General features: G+C 53.3%; 5 protein-coding genes. All 5 read left to right on the top strand.

Annotated features, from left to right (window positions below; genetic code table 11):
• A partial coding sequence (locus OCV63_RS15550) for a CD1107 family mobile element protein (protein WP_158365194.1) occupies positions 1–362 on the top strand: 362 nt, incomplete at its 5' end.
• The gene (locus tag OCV63_RS15545) at positions 359–562 is read left to right on the top strand and encodes a hypothetical protein (RefSeq protein ID WP_009003368.1); all 204 of its coding nucleotides are present in this window, start codon (positions 359–361) and stop codon (positions 560–562) included. The genes OCV63_RS15550 and OCV63_RS15545, both read left to right, overlap by 4 nt.
• Positions 549–2,657 carry a type IA DNA topoisomerase gene (locus OCV63_RS15540; RefSeq protein ID WP_158365193.1) on the top strand — a complete coding sequence of 703 codons (2,109 nt, stop codon included), beginning with the start codon at positions 549–551 and terminating at the stop codon, positions 2,655–2,657. Before OCV63_RS15545 ends, OCV63_RS15540 begins: the two co-directional genes overlap by 14 nt.
• The gene (locus OCV63_RS15535; RefSeq protein WP_055200190.1) at positions 2,654–2,932 is read left to right on the top strand and encodes a hypothetical protein; all 279 of its coding nucleotides are present in this window, start codon (positions 2,654–2,656) and stop codon (positions 2,930–2,932) included. The genes OCV63_RS15540 and OCV63_RS15535 overlap by 4 nt, the downstream gene beginning before the upstream one ends.
• Positions 2,933–2,938: 6 nt before the next feature.
• Positions 2,939–3,838, top strand: a 900-nt coding sequence (locus OCV63_RS15530; RefSeq protein ID WP_262670916.1) for a CHC2 zinc finger domain-containing protein, incomplete at its 3' end; no start/stop codon positions are given.

Below are 3,838 nucleotides of genomic sequence, written 5' to 3'. Positions count from 1 at the left end.
CAACAAAATGTGAAGCAGGGGCAGTCAATACGGCCTGCCCGGTCTGCGCAACTGATAAGAGTAAATGTACGGGCAAAGCACCAGAACCTCCGGCAGAAACATCGGAGCCGGAAAAAGAGAAGCCTGCCGGATTGAACCCGGCTGCGATAGTCCTTTTGCTGGCTCTGCTGGGAGGCGGTGGCGTATTTGCCTACTTGAAGCTCGTTAAGAATAAGCCTAAGACCAAGGGCAATGACAGTCTGGACGATTATGATTATGGAGAGGAAGATTCCGAGGAATGGGAAACCGAGGATGAGGAGTCGGAAGAACCGGATGCTGACGGGGGCAGCACAGAAGAAGATGATGAGGACAGTGTGAAATGACCCGTTTCACAGACAGTCCCTATGAACGCATGATGACACGCAGGCCGGAGGGCGGGAAGGAAACTTCCCGTCCTCCTTCTTTACCCCACAGCCACCCCTGCTATGGTTGCGGGAATTATGGAAGACCCTGCGTAGGTATCTGTCACCGGGAAATGTCCCGATGGCTCAAAGAGAGGAGGAACCATCATGGCTCAACATAAATTGGTAATTGCCGAAAAACCATCAGTTGCCCAGAGTTTGGCGGCGGTGATCGGCGCAACCGTCCGTAAGGACGGGTATCTGGAGGGCGACGGCTGGCGTGTCAGCTGGTGCGTGGGCCACCTGGCCGGTCTTGCGGATGCAGACAGCTATGACCCAAAGTATGCCAAGTGGCGATATGATGATCTGCCTATCCTGCCGGAACATTGGCAGATGGTGGTAGGAAAAGATAAGAAAAAGCAGTTTGATATTCTCAAAAAGCTGATGAATGCCCCGGATGTGACGGAAGTGGTAAATGCCTGTGATGCCGGACGCGAGGGCGAGATGATCTTCCGTAGCGTCTATGAGCTGGCAGGTTGCAAGAAGCCGATGAAAAGGCTCTGGATTTCTTCGATGGAAGACTCCGCCATAAGGGAAGGCTTTGCAAACCTGCGCCCCGGTGCGGACTATGACGGACTTCGAGATGCTGCCCTCTGCCGTGCCAAGGCCGACTGGCTGGTGGGGATCAATGCAACAAGGCTTTTTTCCGTGCTGTATCACCGTACCCTCAACATCGGGCGCGTGATGTCCCCAACACTGGCGCTCATTGTCCAGCGAGAAGCTGAGATCGACACCTTTCAGCCGGTTCCCTTTTATACCGTGGCGCTGGAGCTGCCCGGTCTTACCGTATCCGGGGAGCGCATGGCGAATAAGGCCGCTGCCGAGCAGCTGAAAGAAGCCTGTCAGGGTGCAAATGTCACAATCAAAAAGGTGGAGTGCAAGGAAAAGTCCGAAAAGCCGCCTGCCCTCTATGACCTGACTACCCTGCAAAGAGATGCCAACCGCCTGCTTGGATTTACAGCCCAGCAGACCCTGGACTATCTACAAAGCCTGTATGAAAAGAAGCTCTGCACCTATCCCCGTACTGACAGCCGCTATCTGACTGGTGATATGGCAGACAGCCTGCCGGTGCTGGTGAATCTGGTTGCCAATGCTATGCCATTTCGCAAAGGGATCGCCATTACCTGTGATCCGCAGACGGTCATCAACGACAAGAAAGTAACCGACCACCACGCAGTAATCCCTACCAGAAATCTCAAGGATGCAGACCTTTCTGCCCTTCCTGCGGGAGAAAAAGCAGTGCTGGATCTGGTGGCTCTGCGTCTGCTGTGTGCCGTGGCCCAGCCCCATATCTATTCGGAAACCGTTGTGATTGCAGCGTGTGCCGGTAGGGAGTTTACTGCCAAAGGAAAAACGGTGAAGCACCCCGGATGGAAAGCACTGGAGGACGCCTACCGTGCCAAAATGAAGGATGCAGAGCCGAAAAAAGAGGGCGCAGAGAAAGCCCTGCCGGAGCTGACCGAAGGACAGACCCTTTCGGTTGCTACTGCAATCGTCAAAGAAGGCAAAAGCAGTCCGCCCCAGCACTTTACGGAGGACACCCTATTGTCCGCGATGGAGACTGCCGGAAAAGAGGATATGCCGGAGGATGCCGAGCGAAAAGGTCTGGGGACACCGGCCACCCGTGCCGGTATTTTGGAAAAGCTGGTATCTGCCGGTTTTCTGGAACGAAAAAAGAGCAGGAAAACGGTGCAGCTTCTCCCTTCCCACGATGCAGTTTCCCTTATCACAGTGCTGCCGGAACAACTGCAATCGCCGCTTCTGACTGCCGAGTGGGAGTACCGCCTGGGAGAGATCGAGCGCGGGCAGCTTGCCCCGGAGGAATTTCTGGCCGGGATCAGCACCATGCTGAAAGATCTGGTGGGGACTTATCAGATCATCAAGGGAACTGAGTATCTGTTCACTCCACCCCGTGAGGTGGTGGGCAAATGCCCTCGCTGCGGCGGTGAAGTTGCAGAACTGCAAAAAGGCTTCTTTTGTCAGAATGATTCTTGCAAATTTGCAATCTGGAAAAACAACAAATGGTGGGCTGCCAAGAAAAAACAGCCGACCAAGGCTGTGGTGTCTGCGCTGCTGAACGATGGCTGTGTCCGTGTAACGGGGCTATATTCGGAGAAAACCGGCAAGACCTACGATGCCACTGTGGTTTTGGAGGACGATGGACAGTATGCCAATTTCAAGCTGGAATTTGACCAGCGGAAAGGAGGCAGCCGATGAAGCTCTCTTTAGTGGAACGGGAAACCATTCTCCTCTATAACCAGGCAGAACCAATGGCTGAGGTCTACACCCACGATCCCCATCTGATGGAGAAGCTGGAACTGCTGGCAAAAAAGCACCCTGACCAGATCACCCGAAAGGACGCCCATAACTTTACCGTCCCCAAGCGGTGTGTATCAGTCAGGGAGCCATACAGCGCAGAACGCCGCAAAGCTGCCAGTGAGCGTGCGAAAGCTGCCGGATACCAGCCCCCTGTGAGAAAGTCCGGCAGTTAAAGACACATGGCAGAGAATGTATTTGAAGCGGTCAAGCAGTCGGTCAGCACCAGAGAAGCGGCAGCGTTTTATGGGATCGAGGTCAAACGAAATGGTATGGCCTGCTGTCCTTTTCACGATGATAAGAACCCCAGCATGAAGGTAGACCAGCGGTTCCACTGCTTTGGCTGCGGTGAAGATGGGGATGTAATCGACTTTACCGCAAAGCTCTTTAACCTCTCCCCAAAAGAAGCGGCGGAGAAACTGGCACAGGACTTTGGCCTGATCTATGACAGTCAGGCCCCGCCCCGCAGGAGATATGTCCGGCAAAAAACCGAGGTACAGAAGTTTCGGGAGGATCGACAGCGCTGTTACCGTGTACTGTCCGATTACTACTATCTGTTGAAAAAATGGGAAGCCGACCGTTCTCCCAGGACACCGGAGGAAGAACCGCACCCCCGTTTTGTGGAAGCAATCCAGAAGAAAGCCTATGTAGAATACCTGCTGGACCTTTTCCTTTATGAAAGTGAAGAAGAACAAAAGGCATGGATTGCAGAACACACAGCAGAAATCACACACTTGGAAAGGAGATTGAAAATCATGGCTGAGAACAAACCCACCAACCGAGAACGGCTAAGGGAAATCACAGATGGCATCGAGCAGGGCATCAAAGAACTGTTTGAGAGTGAAAAGTATATGCGCTATCTGTCCGTCATGTCCCGCTTCCACCGCTATTCGGTAAACAACACCATGCTCATCTATATGCAGAAGCCGGACGCCACATTGGTAGCCGGATACAATAAGTGGAAAGACCAGTTTGAGCGTCATGTAAAAAAGGGCGAGCATGGCATTACCATCATTGCCCCGACACCGTATAAGAAGAAAATCGAGGAGCAGAAGCTGGACCCGGATACCAAGGCTCCGATT

The sequence above is a fragment of the Laedolimicola ammoniilytica genome (genome assembly GCF_025567165.1).
Taxonomy (GTDB): Bacteria; Bacillota; Clostridia; order Lachnospirales; family Lachnospiraceae; genus Laedolimicola; species Laedolimicola ammoniilytica.
Note: the sequence above shows the minus strand (reverse complement) of the source record. Positions and strands in the feature narration are given on the sequence as shown.